16 protein-coding genes are annotated in these 19,466 nt (G+C 69.7%); 8 read left to right on the top strand and 8 right to left on the bottom strand.

The window, feature by feature from the left end; all coding sequences use genetic code 11:
• Nucleotide 1: 1 nt before the first annotated feature.
• From ABZ880_RS39395 to ABZ880_RS39385, 3 genes are read right to left on the bottom strand one after another with little or no spacing between them, the layout of a single operon-like run.
• The gene (locus ABZ880_RS39395; protein WP_361273582.1) at nt 2-913 is read right to left on the bottom strand and encodes an ABC transporter ATP-binding protein; all 912 of its coding nucleotides are present in this window, start codon (nt 911-913) and stop codon (nt 2-4) included.
• On the bottom strand, nt 910-1,818 hold the full coding sequence (locus tag ABZ880_RS39390) for an ABC transporter permease (RefSeq protein ID WP_361273580.1): 909 nt from the start codon (nt 1,816-1,818) through the stop codon (nt 910-912). The genes ABZ880_RS39395 and ABZ880_RS39390 overlap by 4 nt, the downstream gene beginning before the upstream one ends.
• The gene (locus ABZ880_RS39385) at nt 1,808-2,773 is read right to left on the bottom strand and encodes an ABC transporter ATP-binding protein (RefSeq protein WP_361273942.1); all 966 of its coding nucleotides are present in this window, start codon (nt 2,771-2,773) and stop codon (nt 1,808-1,810) included. Before ABZ880_RS39385 ends, ABZ880_RS39390 begins: the two co-directional genes overlap by 11 nt.
• Before the next feature lie 236 nt (nt 2,774-3,009).
• On the opposite strand from ABZ880_RS39385, the gene ABZ880_RS39380 reads away from it, so the two are divergent.
• The 7 genes from ABZ880_RS39380 to ABZ880_RS39350 all read left to right on the top strand — a co-directional run bounded on the left by ABZ880_RS39380 (nt 3,010) and on the right by ABZ880_RS39350 (nt 9,749).
• On the top strand, nt 3,010-3,852 hold the full coding sequence (locus ABZ880_RS39380; protein ID WP_361273577.1) for a M24 family metallopeptidase: 843 nt from the start codon (nt 3,010-3,012) through the stop codon (nt 3,850-3,852).
• Nucleotides 3,849-5,624, top strand: coding sequence for an SDR family oxidoreductase (locus tag ABZ880_RS39375; protein ID WP_361273575.1), 1,776 nt, complete (start codon nt 3,849-3,851; stop codon nt 5,622-5,624). The genes ABZ880_RS39380 and ABZ880_RS39375 overlap by 4 nt, the downstream gene beginning before the upstream one ends.
• A 130-nt stretch (nt 5,625-5,754) precedes the next feature.
• Nucleotides 5,755-6,693 carry a MerR family transcriptional regulator gene (locus ABZ880_RS39370; protein WP_361273939.1) on the top strand — a complete coding sequence of 313 codons (939 nt, stop codon included), beginning with the start codon at nt 5,755-5,757 and terminating at the stop codon, nt 6,691-6,693.
• 122 nt (nt 6,694-6,815) lie between these two features.
• The gene (locus ABZ880_RS39365) at nt 6,816-7,364 is read left to right on the top strand and encodes an RNA 2'-phosphotransferase (RefSeq protein ID WP_361273573.1); all 549 of its coding nucleotides are present in this window, start codon (nt 6,816-6,818) and stop codon (nt 7,362-7,364) included.
• A gap of 7 nt (nt 7,365-7,371) precedes the next feature.
• Nucleotides 7,372-7,830: a hypothetical protein gene (locus ABZ880_RS39360; RefSeq protein ID WP_361273571.1), complete on the top strand. Its 459-nt coding sequence runs from the start codon at nt 7,372-7,374 to the stop codon at nt 7,828-7,830.
• A gap of 52 nt (nt 7,831-7,882) precedes the next feature.
• Nucleotides 7,883-8,785, top strand: coding sequence for an LLM class flavin-dependent oxidoreductase (locus ABZ880_RS39355; protein WP_361273568.1), 903 nt, complete (start codon nt 7,883-7,885; stop codon nt 8,783-8,785).
• Between the two features lie 76 nt (nt 8,786-8,861).
• Entirely contained in the window at nt 8,862-9,749 is an 888-nt protein-coding gene (locus ABZ880_RS39350) for an HAD hydrolase family protein (protein WP_361273565.1), read from the top strand.
• Between the two features lie 33 nt (nt 9,750-9,782).
• On the opposite strand, the gene ABZ880_RS39345 is transcribed toward ABZ880_RS39350, so the two are convergent.
• The 5 genes from ABZ880_RS39345 to ABZ880_RS39325 form a co-directional block, all read right to left on the bottom strand.
• Entirely contained in the window at nt 9,783-10,841 is a 1,059-nt protein-coding gene (locus tag ABZ880_RS39345) for a peptidoglycan DD-metalloendopeptidase family protein (RefSeq protein WP_361273562.1), read from the bottom strand.
• 78 nt (nt 10,842-10,919) lie between these two features.
• Complete coding sequence (locus ABZ880_RS39340) at nt 10,920-12,605, bottom strand: GAF domain-containing protein (RefSeq protein ID WP_361273560.1); 1,686 nt, start codon at nt 12,603-12,605, stop codon at nt 10,920-10,922.
• A gap of 62 nt (nt 12,606-12,667) precedes the next feature.
• Nucleotides 12,668-16,168 carry a thiol reductant ABC exporter subunit CydD gene (gene cydD, locus ABZ880_RS39335; protein ID WP_361273557.1) on the bottom strand — a complete coding sequence of 1,167 codons (3,501 nt, stop codon included), beginning with the start codon at nt 16,166-16,168 and terminating at the stop codon, nt 12,668-12,670.
• A gap of 71 nt (nt 16,169-16,239) precedes the next feature.
• Nucleotides 16,240-17,244, bottom strand: a complete 1,005-nt coding sequence (cydB, locus tag ABZ880_RS39330; RefSeq protein WP_361273555.1) for a cytochrome d ubiquinol oxidase subunit II — start codon at nt 17,242-17,244, stop codon at nt 16,240-16,242.
• An 18-nt stretch (nt 17,245-17,262) separates the two neighbouring features.
• Nucleotides 17,263-18,771, bottom strand: coding sequence for a cytochrome ubiquinol oxidase subunit I (locus ABZ880_RS39325; RefSeq protein WP_361273552.1), 1,509 nt, complete (start codon nt 18,769-18,771; stop codon nt 17,263-17,265).
• A gap of 232 nt (nt 18,772-19,003) precedes the next feature.
• On the opposite strand from ABZ880_RS39325, the gene ABZ880_RS39320 reads away from it, so the two are divergent.
• Entirely contained in the window at nt 19,004-19,378 is a 375-nt protein-coding gene (locus ABZ880_RS39320; protein WP_361273549.1) for a cyclophilin-like fold protein, read from the top strand.
• Nucleotides 19,379-19,466 lie beyond the last annotated feature (88 nt).

Below are 19,466 nucleotides of genomic sequence, written 5' to 3'. Positions count from 1 at the left end.
CCTACGCCGCGACCAGATACGAGAACACGGACTCGAGGGACTCGTCGGACGGCGAGACCGTCAGCAGCCGGATGCCGTGGTCGCGGGCGACCTTGGGCAACAGGACCGTGAAGCGGCCGAAGTCGACGGCCTGGATGCGCAACGCGCCCTCCGCGAGGTCGACTTCGATGCCCGACGTCGACGGGTCGGCGATCAGCGCGGCCGCGAGGGCGCGGTCGTCGCTGGAGCGCACCAGGTAGCGGTGCGGGCGGTCGGTCATCAGGCGGCGGATCTTGCGGAAGTCGCCGCTGGCCGCGTGCCGTCCGGCCACCACGACCTCGATGTGCCAGGCGAGTTGCTCGACCTCTTCGAGGATGTGGGAGGAGAAGAGGACCGTGCGGCCCTCGTCGCCCATGCGCCGCAGCAGCTCCATGAGCTGCATGCGCTGGCGCGGGTCCATGCCGTTGAAGGGCTCGTCCAGCAGGAGCAGCGAGGGGTCGTGGACCAGGGCGGACGCCATCTTCACGCGCTGGCGCATGCCCTTGGAGTACGTCGAGATCTTGCGGTCCTGCGCGTACTCCATCTCGACCGTGGCCAGGGCACGTTGGGCAGCCTTGGCGCCCAGGCCGTGCAACTCGGCGTTGGCGACGACGAATTCGCGCCCGGTGAGGAAGTCGTACATCGCCTCGCGCTCGGGGACGATGCCGATGTGCTTGTAGATCGACTCGTTACGCCACACCTGCCGGCCGTCGAGGGTGACGGTGCCGGTGGAGGGGGCGAGGAAGCCGCCCATCATGTTGATGAGGGTGGACTTCCCGGCGCCGTTCGGGCCGAGCAGGCCGGTGACGCCGGGGCCGATCGTCATGGTGATGTCGTTGACGGCGACCACGTTGCCGAACCAGCGGGAGACGTGGTCGATGGAGAGCGTGGTCACAGGCCCACCTTCTTGTAGCGGCGCATCAGGAGGCCGTAGCCGGCGGCGATCAGGCCCAGGACGACCAGGACGTAGACCGCGCCCTCGCCGTTGCTCGGGCCGACCGCTCCGGGGAACGCCGAGCTCGCGCCGAGGAACGCGGACTGGACTCCGTCGATGAGCGTGACGGGCGAGAAGAGGCCGATCCAGGGGATGGCGCTCGAGCTGTTCTGGTTCTCGGCGATGGCCTGGAGGGTGGAGACGGCGCCGTAGGAGATGGTCAGGACGGCGATGACGGCCGCGATGCCGAAGCCGCGGCGCGGGGTCACCGAGGCGATGACCAGGCCGATGCCGGCGAAGAGCAGTGACAGCAGTGCCACGGAGACGAGTCCCTGCGCGAATCCCTTGGTCTGGTCGGCGAAGTCGAGCTTGGCCAGCAGCGCGCCCACGTAGAGCACGAGCAGCGGGGCCGCGGTCAGGATGAACATCGCGGAGGCCAGCGCCGCGTACTTCGCGCGTACGTAGTCTGCGGTCTCGATCGGCCGCGAGAAGTACAGCGGCACGGTCTTGAAGCGCAGGTCGCGCGAGACGGACTGGGGTGCCTGCGAGGCGACGTACAGGCTGATGACGGCCTGCATGATGATCGCGTAGCGCGTGTAGTCGACCGGCAGGTCCTTGGCCTTCGTGGCGACCGCGACGGCGACCATGATGGCCGCCGGCACGCACATCACCACGAACAGCAGCATGGGCAGCACCTTGGACTTGATGGAGCGTCCGAGGCCGTAGGAGCCGCGCAGGGACTGCGAGTAGAGGGAGCGGGTGGCGTACGAGCGGCCGAGGCGAGGCCCGTCGTAGTTGCGGTAGCCGATGTTGTGGATGCGGGTCTGGTCGCCCGAGGGGGCGGTGACCGGGTGCTCAACTGCCATGGCCGACGGCCTCCTTCCGCTGCTCGTCGCTGTCCTTGAAGACCTCGGAGATGTGGTGCCTGCGCTGCTCCATGCGCACCAGGCCGAGACCCAGGTCGGCGACGACGTCACGCACGAGGTCGTACGTCTGGTCGCCCTGCGCGGTGAGCAGCAGGATGTGTCCGGCGCCCGGCAGGCCGTTGCTGCCGTCGAGAACCTCCACCCCGCGCGCGTCGAGCGCCTCGCGCACCGCGCGCGTGCCGTCCGGGTGCTCGTCGGTGTCGGTGACCTCGATCGCGAGGGTGGTCGTGGTCTGCGTGAAGTCCGTGGTGGAGCTGGAGCGCAGGAGCTTGCCGCCGTCGATGACGACGACGTGGTCGCAGGTGCGCTCGAGCTCGCCCAGCAGGTGCGAGGTGACCAGGACCGAAATGCCGAAGTCCGTGTGGATACGGCGGATCAGGCCGAGCATCTCGTCGCGGCCGACCGGGTCGAGGCCGTTGGTCGGCTCGTCCAGGAAGACCAGCTGCGGGTCGTGGACCAGGGCCTGCGCAAGCTTCACTCGCTGCTTCATGCCCGTCGAGTAGCCGCCGATGGGGCGGTAGCGCTCCTCGTACAGACCGACGTGGCGCAGGGTGTCCGCGGTGCGCTCGCGGGCGGCCGTGGGCGGGAGGCCGGACATGCGCGCCATGTGGACGACGAACTCGGTCGCCGAGACGTCCGGCGGCAGGCAGTCGTGCTCCGGCATGTACCCGACCCGCTCGCGGATGTCGGCGCCCTTGGTGGCGACATCGAGTCCGAGCACTTCGGCGCGGCCCTCGGAGGCGGGGGACAGACCCAGCAGGATCTTGATCAGTGTGGACTTGCCGGCTCCATTGGCTCCGACGAGTCCGGTCACACCGGGCCCGACGTCCACGGAGAGCCGGTCAAGCGCGGTCACCCTGGGGAACCGCTTGCTCAGGCTTTCGGTCGCGATCACAGTCACGTCTTCGAAGGTAGTGACCTGGACCACGCCAGTCGTCAGACCGCAGAGCTGTCTTCTCCTCAGACTCCAGATGTACGGGTCCGTAGGGGAAACCCCTACCTGAGAGCTACGCAGAGTTATCCACAGCCCGGACCCCGCCTATTGACGCAGCCTCTAACAACTGTCACATTCGCCAGTGTCAAGTTACGGGCACGTACCGCAGTCGACGTGGACGAGGGTGGGGCGGTGGCATGACGACGGCAGTGGCAGGTGAACTCTCCGCGCAGCTGCGGGGGTTCAGGCAGGTGCAACGCCTCGCCTACGAGTGCGCGGAGGCGGTCGCCGCCCAGCTGCAACCGGGCGTGACCGAGCGCGAAGCCGCCGGAATGCAGCGGGCCTGGCTGCGCGAGCGGGGCGTGCGGGACTGGTTCCATCTGCCCTTCGCCTGGTTCGGGGACCGTACGGCGTTCGTGAACTTCCGCATCCCGCTCCAGTTCTTCCCGACGAACCGGCGCCTCGAGCCCGGGATGCCCTTCATCCTCGACATGGCCCCTGTCCACGAGGGCTGTACGGCGGACATCGGCTACTCGGGGTCCTTGGGGATCAACCCCGTACAGGACAAGCTCATGGCGGACCTGGAGGCACACCGCGAGCTGATCCTCCGCGAGGTGCGCGAACGGCGTCCGCTGCGGTCCGTTTACGAGGACGTCGACCGCCTCATGGTCCGCCAGGGATACGCCAACCGGCACCGCGCCTACCCCTTCGGCGTGATCGCCCACAAGGTCGACCGGATCAGGCAACGCCGCTGGTCACCCCACCTGTTCGGATTCGGCGCCCAGTCCCTGAAGGGGCTCGCGAGCGACGCTCTCCACGGCCACCGCGACGGCTGGTCCCCGCTGTGGTCGCCCTACCGCTTCTCCGACCATCCGCCGCAGCCGGGCCTGTGGGCGGTCGAACCCCACCTCGGCTTCCGGGGCACGGGTGCGAAGTTCGAGGAGATCCTGGTCGTCACCGACTCCAAGGACCCCGGGGAGAGCGCCTTCTGGCTGGACGACGATCTGCCGCACGTGCGGCGCTGGGCGGAGGACAAGTGACGGTGGCGCGGGAGGACGACGGGTTGACGGGCGCGCGGGAGCGCCGGGTGCGGACCGGCGGCATCGAGCTGTGCGTCGCCGAACTGGGCGACCCCGGGCAACCGACGGTGGTGCTGGTGCACGGCTACCCGGACAGCAAGGAGGTGTGGTCCGAGGTCGCGTCGCGGCTGGCCCGCCGCTTCCATGTCGTGTCGTACGACGTCCGGGGGCACGGCAGGTCGACGGCGCCGCAGCCCCTGCGCGGCGGCTTCACCCTGGAGAAGCTGACGGACGACTTCCTTGCGGTGATCGACGCGGTCAGCCCGCACCGGCCCGTGCACGTCGTGGGGCACGACTGGGGCTCGGTGCAGTCCTGGGAGTTCGTCACGGTCAAACGCACCGAAGGGCGCATCGCCTCCTTCACGTCGATGTCCGGGCCGTCCCTCGACCACTTCGGTCACTGGATCAACGGGCGCCTGAAGAAGCCCACCCCGCGCCGCGTCGGCCAACTCCTCGGCCAGGGCGCCAAGTCCTGGTACGTGTACGCCCTGCACACGCCCGTGCTGCCCGAACTGGCCTGGCGCGGCCCCCTGGGCAAGCGCTGGCCGCGCATCCTGCAGCGCTTCGAGAAGGTCCCCGGCGGCGGCTACCCGACCGCCTCACTGCCCCGGGACGCGGCGCACGGGGCGTGGCTGTACCGGGACAACGTACGCGCGCGGCTACGCCGACCGCGCCCGGACGCGTACGCACACGCGCCCGTGCAGCTCATCACGCCCCTGGGAGACGCGTTCCTGTCGGAGAAGCTCTACGACGAACTGGAGTCCTGGGTTCCGCAGTTGACCCGCCGCACCCTCCCGGCCAAGCACTGGATACCGCGCACCCGGCCCGACCAACTGGCCGCCTGGATCACCGAGTTCGTGACATCCGTCGAGGGAGGCAAGAGCGAGGTGACGGCCACCGGCAAGTACGCCGACCGGTTCGGCGGGCAGCTCGTCCTGGTCACCGGCGCGGGCAGCGGCATCGGGCGGGCCACCGCGTTCGCCTTCGCGGAGGCCGGCGCGCGCGTGGTGGCCGTCGACCGGGATGCCGAGGCCGCGGCCCGCACCGCCGAGCTGTCCCGCCTGCTCGGCGCCCCCGAGGCCTGGGCGGAGACCGCCGACGTCTCCGACGAGCAGGCCATGGAGAAGCTCGCCGACAAGGTCGCCACCGAGTACGGCGTGGTGGACGTCCTGGTGAACAACGCCGGCATCGGCCTGTCCGGCTCCTTCTTCGACACCAGCCCGGAGGACTGGAAGAAGGTCCTCGACGTCAACCTCTGGGGCGTCATCCACGGCTGCCGCCTCTTCGGCAAGCAGATGGCCGAACGGGGACAGGGCGGCCACATCGTCAACACCGCGTCCGCGGCGGCCTATCAGCCCTCCAAGGCACTGCCCGCCTACAGCACGTCCAAGGCGGCCGTGCTGATGCTCAGCGAGTGCCTGCGCGCGGAGCTGGCCGGGCAGGGGATAGGCGTGAGCGCGATATGCCCCGGCTTCGTCAACACCAACATCACCTCGACCGCACGCTTCGCGGGCGTGGACGCCGACGAGGAGAAGCGGCGGCAGAAGAAGTCGGCGCGGCTGTACGGCCTCAGGAACTACCCGCCGGAGAAGGTGGCCGACGCGATCCTGCGGGCGGTCGTGCGCAACGAGGCCGTCGTACCGGTCACTCCGGAGGCCCGCAGCGCCCACCTCATGTCACGCTTCACTCCGCGCGCACTGCGGGCGATCGCACGGCTGGAGCCGCCACTGTGAACGCGCGAGGGGTCGCCGTCGTGAGCGCACGGGAGCAGCGCTGCGACCGCGGCGCGGTCCGCTGCTTCCGGTGGCCCAGGTCGGCGGCGGACTCCCATCGACGCAGCTCACCGGCCGCGAGGGCAGCCGCGTGAGCGAGGCGGCCGCCTACCGGATAGAGGACCTGGCCCATCTCAGCAGCGCCACGGTCCGCACCATCCGCGCCTACCAGGACCGCGGCCTCCTCCCCCGCCCCGAGCGCCGCGGCCGCGCCAACCTCTACTCCGACGCCCACCTCGACCGCCTGCGCCGGATCGCCGACCTCCTCAGCCGCGGCTACACCCTGGCCTCCATCAAGGAGCTCCTGGAGGCCTGGGACGCGGGCCGCGGCCTCGGCGGGGTGCTCGGGCTGGTCGTCGAGGTCGACGGTCCCTGGACCGACGAGGAGGCGGTACGGATCTCCCGCGCCGAGCTGGACGAGCGCTTCGGCGGCTCCCCCGACGACGCGGCGGTCGCCGATGCCGTCGAGCTCGGCGTGCTCGAGCCGGTGCCCGGCGACGCGGACTCCTTCCTCGTGCCGAGCCCCCAAGAGCTCGCCGTGGCCGTCGAGTTGCACTCCGCGGGCGTCCCGCTGTCCGCGATCTCAGGCCATCTGCGGGAGTTGAGGGGCCAGGTCGAGCACATCGCGGCCCGTTTCCTGGAGTTCACCACCGAGCACGTCTTCGCCCGCTACCTGGAGGGACCGCACCGTCCGAGCGACGCGGAAGCGACCGAAGCGGCCGCACTCGTACGCCGGCTGCGACCGCTCGCGCAGAAGACGGTGGACGCCGAACTGGCGCGGGCGATGCGGCTGTTGGCGGTCCGGCAGCTGAGGCAGCACCTTGGCACCGGGGATCCGTCACAAACCCGCCAAAAGTCACGCTCCGTGTCCGTGGCCGAGGAGACAATGCGGGAAGTGGAGCGGCTGGTTGGGCCGGAGCGGGCGGGGGAGTTCATCGGGCTGGCGGCTGAACGGGAGGTACGGGCAAGGGCGTTGGACGCGCTCACGTCAAGAGAGGTGCCCCCGGGCGACCTTGACGAACGGGGCTGACATGTCGGGGAGTTGTCCACAGAACCGCCAACTAGCCTGTGGATAACTATAGTTGGTTGTGGATCAAACCTCCGCACCAAAACAAAATGCGTGATCCCCGTCTCGCCCGTCATGCTGATCGGATGGACGAAAGACGCACCGTGAAGGTGTCGAAATACCTCTCGAAGCACCTGCGCCACCAGCCCGAGCGGATCGGGCTGACGCTCGACGAGGCCGGCTGGGTCGAGATCGACGAACTGCTCGCCGCGACCGCCGCGCACAACTTCCGCATCACCCGGGACGAGCTGGACCACGTGGTCGCCGCCAACGACAAGAAGCGCTTCGCGATCGAGGGCACCCGGATCCGCGCCAGCCAGGGCCACAGCATCGAGGTCGAGCTCGGACTGCCCCCGGCGACCCCACCGGCGTACCTCTTCCATGGGACCGTGATCCGGAACCTGGATGCGATCCGTACCGAGGGGCTGCGCCCCATGAACCGGCACGACGTGCACCTCTCGCCCGACCGTGAGACCGCGACACGTGTCGGTGCCCGCCGGGGCCGCCCGGTCGTGCTCTCCGTCGACGCGGGCGCCATGCACCGCGACGGCCATGTCTTCCACGTCAGCGCGAACGGGGTGTGGCTGACGCAGGCCGTACCGCCGCAGTACCTACGGTTCCCCGAGTCGCACTGACCCAGGCATGATCAGTGGTATGGACCACTTGCCCACCACCGAGGCCGCAGTCACCGCCCTGCGCGCCATCGCTGCGGAGTATGCGCGCGAGATCGAGGTCACCCACGACATCGGCGCCGACCAGACCTCCCGCCGCAGCGCCGCGGGCGTCGGCGTCACCGCCGACCCGGACGGCTCCCTCCCGCACGAGGCCTACGTCGAGTTCGGCGGCCTGCCTCGGGTGAGCGTCCGCCTCTACCCCGACGACGACGCGCTGATCACCGTCGAGGGCGTCGAGTGCCCCGACGTCGCACGTGACGACGTGCTCGCCTTCGTTCGCTCCGTCTTCGACGACCGCGCCTTCGTGAAGGCACGCCGCTTCCCGCCCGGCCGCTTCCTGATCGTGCCGCTGCCCGAGGACCGTACGCACCGGGAGTACATGCCGATGCTGAGCCTCACCCCGTGGCTCAGCGGCCGTGTGCGATGACCGTCGGTGACTGTTTCACGTGAAACCCATTCGGCCGCTTACGCTCGAGGGCATGAGTCTGCGTCTGAGCACTGTGATCCTCCCGTACCGCCGATGGCACGAGGGGGCGCGTGAGGCATGGCAGCGCGCGGAGCAACTCGGTTTCCACACCGCGTACACCTACGATCACCTGTCCTGGCGCAGCTTCCGGGACGGCCCGTGGTTCGGTGCCGTGCCGACGCTGACCGCCGCCGCGGCCGTCACCGACCATCTGCGCCTGGGCACGCTGGTGACCTCGCCGAACTTCCGGCATCCGGTGACGCTCGCCAAGGAGCTGATCTCGCTCGACGACATCTCCGGCGGCCGGGTCACGCTCGGCATCGGCGCGGGTGGTTCCGGATTCGACGCCACCGCGCTCGGCCAGGAGCCGTGGACGCCGCGCGAGCGGGCAGACCGGCTCGCCGAGTTCGTACCGCTGCTCGACCGGCTGCTCACCGAGGACTCGGTGTCGTACGAGGGCGATTTCTACTCAGCGCATGAGGCACGCAATATTCCCGGCTGTGTGCAGCGCCCCCGCCTCCCTTTCGCCATCGCTGCGACCGGTCCGCGCGGGCTGCGGCTCGCGGCACGGCACGGACAGGCGTGGGTGACCACCGGCGATCCGAAGCTGTACGAGAACGGCACTCCTGAACAATCGATTCAAGCCATTCGCGCACAGGCCGAGAAGCTGGCCGACGCCTGCGCCGGGATCGGGCGGGACGCGGCCGCGATGGACAAGATCCTGCTGACCGGTTTCACGCCGGACCGCGGCCGGCCGCTGGAGTCGCTCGACGCGTTCGTGGACTTCGCGGGCCGGCACCGGGAACTGGGCTTCACCGAGATCGTCGTCCACTGGCCGATCCCCGACTCGCCCTTCGCCGCCGACGAGAAGGTCTTCGAGCAGATCGCCATGGAGGCCCCGGTCCAGCTCGACTGAGCCGGAGGGAAGCGATCATGCAGATGAGGACGGCAGCCACTCACATGCGCGGACTCCTGCACGGCCGTGCGGGCATATGCGGGAGAATGGCCGGGTGACCTCAGCGACTCGACAGCCCGAGACCCCGGCCGCCGCCGTCCCCCCTCGGCTCATAGCCACCGATCTCGACGGCACCCTGCTGCGGGACGACAAGTCGGTCTCCCCGCGCACGGTGGCCGCCCTCGCCGCCGCCGAGGAGGCGGGCATCGAGGTCTTCTTCGTCACCGGCCGCCCGGCCCGCTGGATGGACGTCGTCAGCGACCACGTGCACGGCCACGGGCTTGCGATCTGCGGCAACGGCGCGGCCGTGGTCGACCTGCACGGCGGCCCCGGAGCCCACCGGTTCGTGAAGGTGCGGGAGCTGGCGCGGGACAACGCGCTGGACGCCGTACGGCTGCTGCGGGACGCGGCACCGGGGACGGTGTACGCGGTGGAGCAGACATACGGCTTCCATCAGGAGCCGGAGTATCCGAAGCTGCACATGGAGATCCCGGACAACCTCGCGCCGGCCGAGGAGCTGCTGGCGCCGGACGGCCCCGGTTCCGCCGAGCCCGTGCTCAAGATCCTCGCCTACCACCCCTCGCTCGACCCGGACGGTTTCCTCACCGCCGCCCGTCTCGCCATCGGCGACCGCGCCAACGTGACCCGCTCCAGCCCCAGCGCGCTGCTGGAGATCAGCGGCCCCGGCGTCTCCAAGGCCAGCACGCTGGCCTTGTGCTGCGCCGAGCGCGGTATCTCGCACGAGGAGGTCGTCGCGTTCGGAGACATGCCGAACGACGTCGAGATGCTCACCTGGGCCGGCCAGTCGTACGCAATGGGCAACGCGCACCCGGACGTCATCGCCGCGGCCTCGGGCCGGACGGTCGCGAACAACGACGACGGTGTGGCGGTCGTGATCGAGCGGATGCTGGCCGAGCGGCTGTAGTCCGCCGGCCCTTCGGTCGTCCGACGGTAACGGTCATCCGACGGGAACGCCTCGTGCCGCCAGCCACGGCACCGGATCCACCGCGGAGCCCGCTTCCGGCGTGACCCGCACCTCGAAGTGCAGATGCGGCCCGGTGGAGTTGCCGGTGGTGCCCGACTGGCCGATCCACTGCCCGGTGCGCACCTGTTCTCCCTGGTCGACGGTGACGGCGGCGAGATGGGCGTACTGCGTGCAGTAGCCGTTCGCATGCTGGATCACGATCGCGATGCCGAAAGGCCCCCCGCACGCCACGCTCACCACGCGTCCAGCGCCGACCGCGCGCACCGGCGTCCCGATGGGCACCGCGAAGTCCTGCCCGGTGTGCCGGTTCACCCACCGTTCGCCGCCGCTGCCGAATCCGGCGGACAGTTGGTACGTCTCCACTGGAGCGACCCACGGCTGCGTGAAGGCGGTCTGCGGCTGGTCGAGCCGGACCGCGCCGCGGCAACTGCCGGCCGCGACCGAGGCGTTCGCCTCACCCTGCAGTCGGCCCTGTGCCTCCTCGAGTTTCTGCTCGATGGTGGCCTTCAAGGTGGCGAGTTCGTTGTTCCGCTGCTCCAGCGCCTGCCATGCCGCCGAGGCCTTCGACTCGTCCGCGGCGAGCCGTGCTTCGGCCCGGCGGTTCTTGCCGAGGGAGTTGGCGAGGCCCAGATTCACCTGCGAGAAGATGTGCTGACCGCGCATCAGCGCGTCCGGAGTGTCCGCGAGGACGAGCTGCGCGGCCACCGGAAGGCCGCCGCCGTCGCGGTACTGGGCACGCGCGATACGGCCCAGATCCTCGTGCAGAACGGCGATCTCCCGCCGCTGGCGGTTCAGCAACGCCTCGGTCCGCTCGGCCCGAGCCCGCTGCACATCAGCCTCCTGCCGGCCCGCCTCGTACTGCTGCGCCGCCAGGGCCGCGTCCTCGTAGAGGCTGGCGACCTGGGCACTGATCCCGGAGCCGGCGCCGCTGCCGTCGTCGTCGCCCATCGCGTCGGTCGGCACAGTGGCGAACACGGCGAGCGCGCACAACAGCACCGGAACAAGCAGCCGACGTCGGCGGGATGAGCGCATGTCAGCGATCCTGGCCCGGTGCTGCTGCCACAGTCCTGTTCAAGTCATTCGGCTGGGGGACCCGTTGCCACGGATGGCTCAGTACGGCGCCTGCCACACCACCGTCGTGCCACCGCCGCCTGCCCCGATGCCCGGGCCGTGCCGGCTGTCGCCGCCGAGGGATTCGGCACGCCGCTGGAGGTTCTTCAGGCCGCTGCGCCGGCCACCCTCGGGGATGCCGACACCGTCGTCCGCGACCGTCAGCCGTACACCGGGGCGCCCGTCCGGCAGGGTCGCGGTCGCGTCGACGACGACGTCGATCCGTGACGCCTCCGCGTGCCGGAAGGCGTCGGAGAGGGCCTCCCGCAGCGCGGCGATGAGGTTTTTGCCGGTGAGGTCGCCAACGAGGGCGTCGACCGGGCCGACGAAACGGTGCGAGGGCTTCAAGCCGAGCGGCACGGCAGCCGTGTTGATCTCGTGCAGCACGCGCGTACGCAGCCCGGAGGGGACTTCGGCGGGACCCTGCTGGAGCGCGAAGATCGCGGTACGGATCTCCTGAATGATGACGTCGAGTTCGTCGACGGCCTTGCCGACGCCGTCCCGCACCTCGGGCACGACCGGTCTGCTCTGGGCGCTCTCCAGCATCATCCCGGTGGCGAACAGCCGCTGGATCACCAGGTCATGCAGGTCACGGGCGATACGGTCGCGGTCCTCGTACACCGCGAGCCGTTCCCGGTCGCGCTGCGCCTCCGCCATCATCAGGGCGAGCGCGGCCTGCGAGGCGAACTGGACGGCGAGCGTGCGCTCCGTCCTCGTGAACGGTCGCTCCCCACACTTGCGCGGCGTGACGAGGGCGCCCAGGACGCGGCCGTCGCTCTGCAGCGGCAGCATCATGGTCGGGCCGTACTCGTGCACCTGCTGGGTGATCATGCGCAGGTCGTCGGCGGTGTCATCGACGAACACGGCCTGTCCGCCGAGGAGTTCGGCCACGATCTCGCTCTCCGGCGGGATCACCGCGCCGAGCATGTGCGAGGGCCGGTCCGAGGCCACGGCCACGATCTCCAGACCACCCTCGTCGGCGGGCAGCAGCACGATCCCGGCCGCCGATCCGGACAGCCGACGGGCCTGTTCCGCGACGACCTGCAGGGCGTCGTCGGCGTCGCCGCCCGACAGCAGGGCGGTCGTGACGGCGACCGATCCGTCGATCCAGCGCTCGCGCTGCTTGGCGGCCTCGTACAGGCGGGCATTGCCCACGGCGATGCCCGCCTCGATGGCCAGCACCCGGGCCATGTCGAGGTCGTGGTCGTTGAACGGCTCGCTGCCGCGCTTCTCCGTCAGATACAGGTTCCCGAAGATCTGGCCCTGGACCCGGATGGGCAGCCCGAGGAAGCCCCGCATCGGCGGATGGTCCGCGGGGAAGCCGCAAGAACGCGAGTCCTCTGTCAGGTCGACGAGCCGGACCGGCTCCGGGTCGCGGATCAGCGCACCGAGCAGCCCCTTGCGTCCATCCGGCAGCCGTCCGATGCTGCGGGCGGTCTCCTCGCCGAGGCCGTGGTAGACGAAGTCGGCGAGTCCGTCACCGTCCTCGTCGACGACTCCGATGGCCGCGTACCGGGCACCCGTCAGGGCCGCTGCGATCTCACAGATCCGGTCCAGCGTGGAGTGCAGCTCCAGACCGCTGCCGAGGGACCGCACCGCCTCCAACAGCTGCGGCACGTGCGCGGCCAGTTCGGCCGAGACACCCGTGGCGGGCGACTCGGGGCCGGAGAGCGGTGCGCCGGACATACTCCGAGCGTAATTAGTCCCTTTTGATACAGAAACTTGAGATCCGTCGGCGTGTGCTGCCGCTACCCCGCTGCCACCAGCGACTCCGCTTCCGCCTCCCGCTCCACCATGCCTCGCAGGGGCCCGGGCACCGCGGCCAGTTCCGCATACGTCCCGCGCTGCACGACAGTTCCTTCGTCCAGTACGACGACCTCGTCCACCGCCTCCAGACCGGCCAGCCGGTGGGTGATGAGCAGTGTCGTACGGCCCTCGGTGGCGGCCAGCAGGTCGGCGGTGAGCGCGTCGGCCGTGGGCAGGTCGAGGTGTTCGGCGGGCTCGTCGAGCACGAGGACGGGGAAGTCGGCGAGCAGCGCGCGGGCCAGCGCGAGGCGCTGCCGCTGCCCGCCGGACAGTCGCGCCCCGTGCTCGCCGACCAGCGTGTCGAGCCCCTCGGGCAGGCTGTCCGCCCAGTCCAGCAGCCGGGCCCGCTTCAGCGCGTCGCGCAACTCGTCCTCGGTGGCGTCCTTCTTCGCCAGCAGGAGGTTCTCCCGCACCGAACTGTCGAAGAGGTGCGCGTCCTGCGCGCACAGCCCGACCAGCCGTCGTACGTCGTCGCCGTCGAGCGCGTACGCATCCACACCGGCGAGTGTGTACGAGCCCGCGTCCGCGTCCAGGAAGCGGAGCAGCACCTGAGCGAGGGTCGTCTTGCCGGACCCGGACGACCCGACCACGGCGATCCGTCGCCCCTGGTCGAGCGTCAGGTCGAGGCCGGCGAGCGCCTCCCGGTCCTGCCCGGCGTGCCGGGTGGTCAGGCCGTTGAGGACGACCGGGAAGGGGGATGCGGGCGCCTGCCGCGGCCGCTCCGGCTCCCGTACCGGCTCGGGCGCGTCCAGGACCTCGTACACGCGCTCCGCGCTCCTGCGCACCCGCTGCCGGTACTGCGCGGCGAGCGGCAGCCCGAGTACGGCCTCGAAGGCGGCCATCGGGGTGAGGACGACGACGGCCATCGTCACGCCGCCCAGCCGCCCGTCGGCGACCGCCTGGGCGCCCACGAGTGCCGTGGCGGCGACCGTCAGGCCCGAGATCAGCGCGGTGAGTCCGTCGCCGAGCGCGGTGGCGGTGGCAGCCCGCGAGGCGATCCGGGTGAGTGTGCCGTCGGCGCGCCGTGCTTCGGCGGTACGGGCGGGCAGGGCGCCGGCGACGGTCAGCTCCGCGGTGCCGGTGAGCAGGTCGGTCACGCGCGTCGCCAGCACCCCTCGGGCGGGGGCCAGCCTGTGCTCTGCCCGCCGGGCCACGGCGCTGGTGACCAGCGGGACACCGACGCCGGCGGCCACCAGGCCGACCGCGAGGGCGGCGCCCGCCTCGGGCAGCAGCCACGCCGTGAAGGCGACGGATCCCGCGGACACGATCGCGGCGGCGCCGGCGGGCAGCAGCCAGCGCAGCCAGTAGTCCTGCAGGGCGTCCACGTCGGCCACGAGCCGGGACAGCAGGTCGCCCCGGCGGGTACTGCGCAGTCCGGCGGGCGCGAGCCGCTCCAGTCGCCGGTAGACGGCGACCCTGGTGTCGGCGAGCATCCGCAGCACGGCGTCGTGCGAGACGAGCCGCTCGGCGTACCGGAAGACGGCCCGCCCGATCCCGAAGGCCCGCGTCGCCGTCACGGCCACCATCAGATACAGCACGGGCGGCTGCTGCGAGGCCCGCGAGATGAGCCACCCGGAGGTGGCCATGAGCCCGACGGCACTCCCGAGCGCGAGGCTGCCGAGCAGCAGGGCAAGGGTGAGACGGCTGCGGCGGGGCCCGGACATGGCAAGGACCCGGGCGAGGACACTGCCGCCGCCCTGCGCGAGCCCAGTGGTTGCGGACTCGCGCGGAGCGGCGCCCCCGAGCGCCTCCAGTGCGGCCCGATGCACTGCAGGCGTCCTGCTCACGGCAGTAGCGGGAACCGTCGGTTCCTCCAGCCGCACCACCCGGTCCGCCACTCCCAACAGCGCCGGCCGGTGCACCACCAGCAGCACCGTCCGCCCCACCGCCAGCCGCCGCACGGCCTCCACGACCTCGGCCTCGGTGGCCCCGTCCAGCGCGGCCGTCGGCTCGTCGAGGAGCAGGACGGGCCGGTCCGCGAGGAACGCCCGGGCCAGCGCAAGCCGCTGCCGCTGCCCGGCCGACAGCCCGGCACCGTCCTCACCGAGCGCCGTACCGGCCCCGTCGGGCAGCGCGTCCACGAACTCCAGCGCCCCGGCATCCCCGAGTGCTTTCCGTACGGCAGCGTCATCGGCGTCGGGACGCGCGAGCCGTACGTTCTCGGCGATCGTCCCGGCGAACAGATGCGGCCGTTGCGGCACCCAGGCGATCCGAGACCGCCACTGCTCCGGATCGACGTCCGCGAGATCGGCTCCGCCGACCTGCACCCGCCCCGCGGTCGGCGGCACAAACCCCAACAGCACACTCAGCAGAGTCGACTTGCCCGCACCGCTCGGCCCGACCAGCGCGACAGTCTCCCCGGGCTCGACGGCGAAGGACACATCCGCCACGGCGTCCTCGGAGCGCCCGGGATACTGGACCGTCACCCCCTCGAATGCGATGCGCCCCGTCGGTGCAGCCGCCGTACCCGACGCCGGCACGGGCGTCTCCAGGACGGCGAAGATCTCCTCGGCCGCCGCCAACCCCTCCGCCGCCGCGTGGTACTGCGCCCCGACCTGGCGCAGCGGCAGATACGCCTCGGGCGCGAGGACAAGGATGACCAGGCCTATGTACAGGTCCATCTCCCCGTGGACCAGCCGCATGCCGATCGTCACGGCGACCAGCGCCACCGAGAGCGTGGAGAGCAGTTCGAGCGCGAAGGACGAGATGAAGGCGATCCGCAGCGTCCGCATGGTCGCCTGCCGGTACTCGCCGGTGATGCGCTTGATCGACTCGGCCTGCGCCTTGGCCCGCCCGAACACCTTCAGGGTCGGCAGTCCCGCGACGACGTCCAGGAAATGGCCGGACAGACGGGACAGCAGCCGCCACTGACGGTCCATTCGGGACTGCGTTGCCCAGCCGATCAGGACCATGAAGACGGGGATGAGAGGCAGGGTCGCCACGATGATCGCCGCGGAGACCCAGTCCTCGGTGACGATCCGGGCCAGCACCGCCACCGGCACGACCACCGCCAGCCCCAACTGCGGCAGATAGCGCGAGAAGTAGTCGTCGAGGGCATCGACACCACGGGTGGCCAGGGCCACGAGCGATCCGGTCCGCTGCCCGCTCAGCCATCCGGGTCCCAACTCGACCGCACGCTCCAGCAAGCGCCCCCGCAGCTCCGACTTCACCACCGCGCTCGCCCGGTGCGCCGCGAGTTCGGTGAGCCAGGAGACCAGCGCGCGGCCACAGGCGACCGCCGTCAACAGCAGCAGGGGAGTGCCGAGCTCAGCAACGGACAGACCGTGCTGGAAGGCGCCCACGACCACTTCGGCAATGAGCATCGCCTGGGCGATGACCAGTCCGGCGCCGACGGCACCCAGGCCGACGACCGCTACCAGGAAGAGGCGGGTGGCTCGGGCGTACCGGAGCAGTCGTGGATCGATTGGTTTCACGTGAAACATGCCCTTCGGCCCAGGGAGGGTGTTTCACGTGAAACAGCGTGGATCACCGTGAACCACCCTCCCTCTCGGACTCAGTGAGCGGCTTCGGCGATGTGCTGCGTACCGATCCGCTTGCGGAACACCCAGTAGGTCCACCCCTGGTAGAGCAGGACGATCGGCGTGGCGATCCCCGCGCACCAGGTCATGATCTTCAGGGTGTACGGACTCGACGAGGCGTTGGTGACCGTGAGGCTCCAGTCCTCATTGAGCGACGACGGCATGACGTTCGGGAAGAGCGACAGGAAGAGCATCGCCACAGCGGCCACGATCGTGACTCCGGACAGTGCGAACGACCATCCCTCGCGTCCGGCCTGATTCGCCACCAGGGCTGCGACCAATGCGGCCACGGCCACGATCAGCGCGACCAGGCTCTTGCCGTCGCCGCTGTCGACCTGCGTCCACAGCAGGAAGATCAGCGCCACCACGGCGCTGGCAAGACCGACCACCGTCGCCAGCTTGCGCGCCCGCTCCCGGATGTCACCGACCGTCTTGAGCGCCGTGAACACCGCGCCGTGGAAGGTGAACAGCGTCAGCGTCACCAGACCGCCGAGCAGCGCATACGGGTTGAGCAGATCCCAGAAGTTGCCGACGTACTCGAAGTTCCGGTCGATCTTCACACCCCGCACGATGTTGCCGAACGCCACGCCCCACAGGAACGCCGGGATCAGTGAGGTCCAGAAGATCGCGGTCTCCCAGTTGCGCTGCCAGTTCTCCTCGGGCCGCTTAGCCCGGTACTCGAAGGCGACACCGCGCACGATCAGGCAGAGCAGGATGATCAGCAGCGGCAGGTAGAAACCGGAGAAGAGCGTGGCGTACCACTCGGGGAAGGCGGCGAAGGTCGCACCGCCCGCCGTGAGCAGCCAGACCTCATTGCCGTCCCAGACGGGTCCGATGGTGTTGATCAGAACGCGCTTCTCCAGCCGGTCGCGGGCAAGCAGCTTGGTGAGGATGCCCACCCCGAAGTCGAAGCCCTCCAGGAAGAAGTAGCCGGTCCACAGGACGGCGATGAGCACGAACCAGACGTCGTGAAGTTCCATGACTCGATCTCCCTCGGCCTAGTACGAGAAGGCCATCGGCTTGTCGGCGTCACGGTCGTCGCCGCCGATCTTCGTGGGCGGGTTGAGGTCGGCCTCGGTGAGCTCGGGCGGGCCGGCCTTGACGTACTTCACGAGCAGCTTCACCTCGACGACGGCGAGGATGGCGTACAGGGCGGTGAAGGTGATCATCGAGGTGAGGACCTCGCCCTGCGATACGCCGGGGGAGACCGCCTGACGCGTCTGCAGAACGCCGTAGACGACCCACGGCTGTCGGCCCATCTCCGTGAAGATCCAGCCCCACGAGTTGGCGATCAGAGGGAAGCCCAGGGTCCAGATCGCCACGAGCCAGTAGAGCTTGCTGAGCTTGGGGTTGAGGGCCTTGTTCCGGAAGAGGACCAGATGCGGCACCTCGTCCTCACCCACCCTCAGATGCTGCGGCAGCATGAACTTCTTGCGGGTCAGCCAGAGTCCGACGATGCCGATCGCAAAGGACGCCATGCCGAAGCCGATCATCCAGCGGAACGCCCAGAAGGTGACGGGGATGATGGGCCGGTAGTCGCCCGGGCCGTACTTCTCCTGCTCGGCCTTGTTGGTGTCGTTGATGCCGGGGACGTAGGAGCTGAAGTCGTCGTTGGCGAGGAACGACAGTATCCCGGGGATAGACAGCTCGACCGTGTTGTGCCCCTTGCTGACGTCGCCGTATGCGAACACCGAGAACGGCGCGGAGTCCTGACCGTCCCACAGGGCTTCCGCAGCGGCCATCTTCATGGGCTGCTGCTTGAACATGACCTTGCCGAGAGTGTCGCCGCTGATCGCGGTGAGCAGGCCGGCGATGACCACGGTCACCAGACCGAGCCGCAGCGAGGTCTTCATCACGGTGATGTGCTTCTTGCGGAACAGATGGAAGGCGGCGATGCCGACCATGAACGCGCCACCGGTCAGGAAGGACGCGGTGAGCGTGTGGAACGCCTGGGCCAGCGCCGTGTTCTGGGTCAACACATGCCAGAAGTCGGTGAGTTCGGCACGCCCCTTGGCCTTGTTGATCCGGTAGCCGACGGGGTGCTGCATCCACGAGTTGGCCGCGAGGATGAAGTACGCCGACAGGATCGTGCCGATCGAGACCATCCAGATGCAGGCCAGATGGATCTTCTTGGGCAGCTTGTCCCAGCCGAAGATCCACAGACCGATGAAGGTCGACTCGAAGAAGAAGGCGATCAGGGCCTCGAAGGCGAGCGGGGCACCGAAGATGTCACCGACGAAGCGCGAGTAGTCGGACCAGTTCATGCCGAACTGGAACTCCTGCACGATGCCGGTGACCACACCCATGGCGATGTTGATCAGGAAGAGCTTGCCCCAGAACTTGGTCGCCCTGAGGTACTTCTCCTTCTCCGTACGCACCCAGGCGGTCTGCAGGCCGGCCGTGAGGGCTGCCAGCGAGATCGTCAGAGGGACGAAGAGGAAGTGGTAGACGGTGGTGATGCCGAACTGCCATCGCGCCAGTGTCTCCGGCGCCAGAGCCAGGTCCACGTCGTCAGTCTCCTTCGGTCGCCGTGATACAGCGGCAGTTTGCCCCTTATGTCACACACATCATTGGAGCAACCGGGACACGCTTGTGAACGCGTTCACATTCACAAGCAATTATGACGCACTGATTGTCGAAGCTCGAAGGGGGGTCCCCCATAGGCCTCAAGGACGTCCCGCTTGGGCCGTTCGGCACTCCTCTTGGCGACGGCTTCAACATCTTGTTGAATTGCCTGCCGTGCAGATACGGATCTCGTGGCCCGCCGGCCACCTCGCCGCAACCCTCGACGACACCACGACCGCCCAGGCCCTCGCCAAGGCGCTTCCTCTCGCCTCCACCGCCCGCACCTGGGGCGAGGAGGTTTACTTCGACGTAGGTGTCTCGGTTCCACGTGAAACAACCGCCCAACAGGTCGTGGAGCCGGGCACCGTGGCCTTCTGGACGGACGGCGACGCCCTCGCACTCCCCTACGGGCCCACGCCGATCTCGCGGGGCGACGAGTGCCGCCTCGCGAGCCCGTGCAACCTCCTGGGCCGCCTCGACGGCGACCCACGGCTCCTCGCCACGGTCCGCGACGGCGACCCCGTGCGCGTGGAGTTGATTGACGGCTAGGCGGTTTCGTTTGGATCATCGGGCGGACCAGAGGAAGATGCCTGCGATGTGGAGTCCGGCCAGGTAGATGGTGGCTGTCTTCTCGTAG

Origin of the sequence: Streptomyces sp. NPDC047043, from assembly GCF_040644055.1 — a bacterium.
In the GTDB taxonomy this organism is placed as follows: domain Bacteria; phylum Actinomycetota; class Actinomycetes; order Streptomycetales; family Streptomycetaceae; genus Streptomyces.
This window is presented reverse-complemented; position numbering and strand designations above follow the sequence as displayed.